The sequence below is a fragment of the Pseudomonas psychrophila genome, assembly GCF_001043005.1.
Lineage (GTDB): Bacteria > Pseudomonadota > Gammaproteobacteria > Pseudomonadales > Pseudomonadaceae > Aquipseudomonas > Aquipseudomonas psychrophila.
Genome location: NZ_JYKZ01000109.1, coordinates 1 through 525, shown reverse-complemented (window position 1 = coordinate 525; position 525 = coordinate 1). Strand labels below are relative to the sequence as shown.

Here is a 525-nt window from a genome sequence, read left to right as displayed (position 1 = left end):
GTGAGGGTGACGCCCAGTCTCAGGCGCAGGTCGTCCTTGCTGGCCAGCACGTTGTCTATCAGGTAGCGGAACTGGTCAGCGTCGCAAAGTCGTTTTATGACGGCCGTGCGCGTGAGACCTTCGGGTCTGCCGGTTTTCTCTACTGCCGGTTCGCCAACCTGCGTACAGCTGTCACCCATTCGTTTGGCGACGTTTGAGTGATGGCATTCATCACTTAAGTAGAGAGTCCAAAAATGAATAGATACATGCCCCTGACAGGCCACGATTCAACCATCCCCGCGCTGCTGATCGACACACAAGCGCCCCTCGATGTTCTCTATGACGCCGCCGCGTACCGCATTCGTGCGGTGACTCAGTTTTTGGAGAACCTTGCGTTTCGGGAGGAGATCAGCAGTGATGCGATTGTGCTTCATGACTTTGCACTGTTGCTGGCCATTCCGCTGAGAGATGGATGTGATTTGCTGGATGTGATTGGGCGGAAGTTGAATTCACAAAGATTATAAATAAAAAATGGGCGGTTATTTT

General features: G+C 52.6%; 1 protein-coding gene and 1 pseudogene. Both read left to right on the top strand.

Going from position 1 to position 525, the window contains the following annotated elements; translation table 11 throughout:
• Positions 1 to 197 (top strand): annotated as a pseudogene (locus TU76_RS25505) (hypothetical protein); the annotation flags it as partial.
• A gap of 48 nt (positions 198 to 245) precedes the next feature.
• A complete protein-coding gene (locus TU76_RS24325) occupies positions 246 to 503 on the top strand; it encodes a hypothetical protein (protein WP_048352710.1) in 258 nt (85 codons plus the stop codon).
• Positions 504 to 525: the final 22 nt, after the last annotated feature.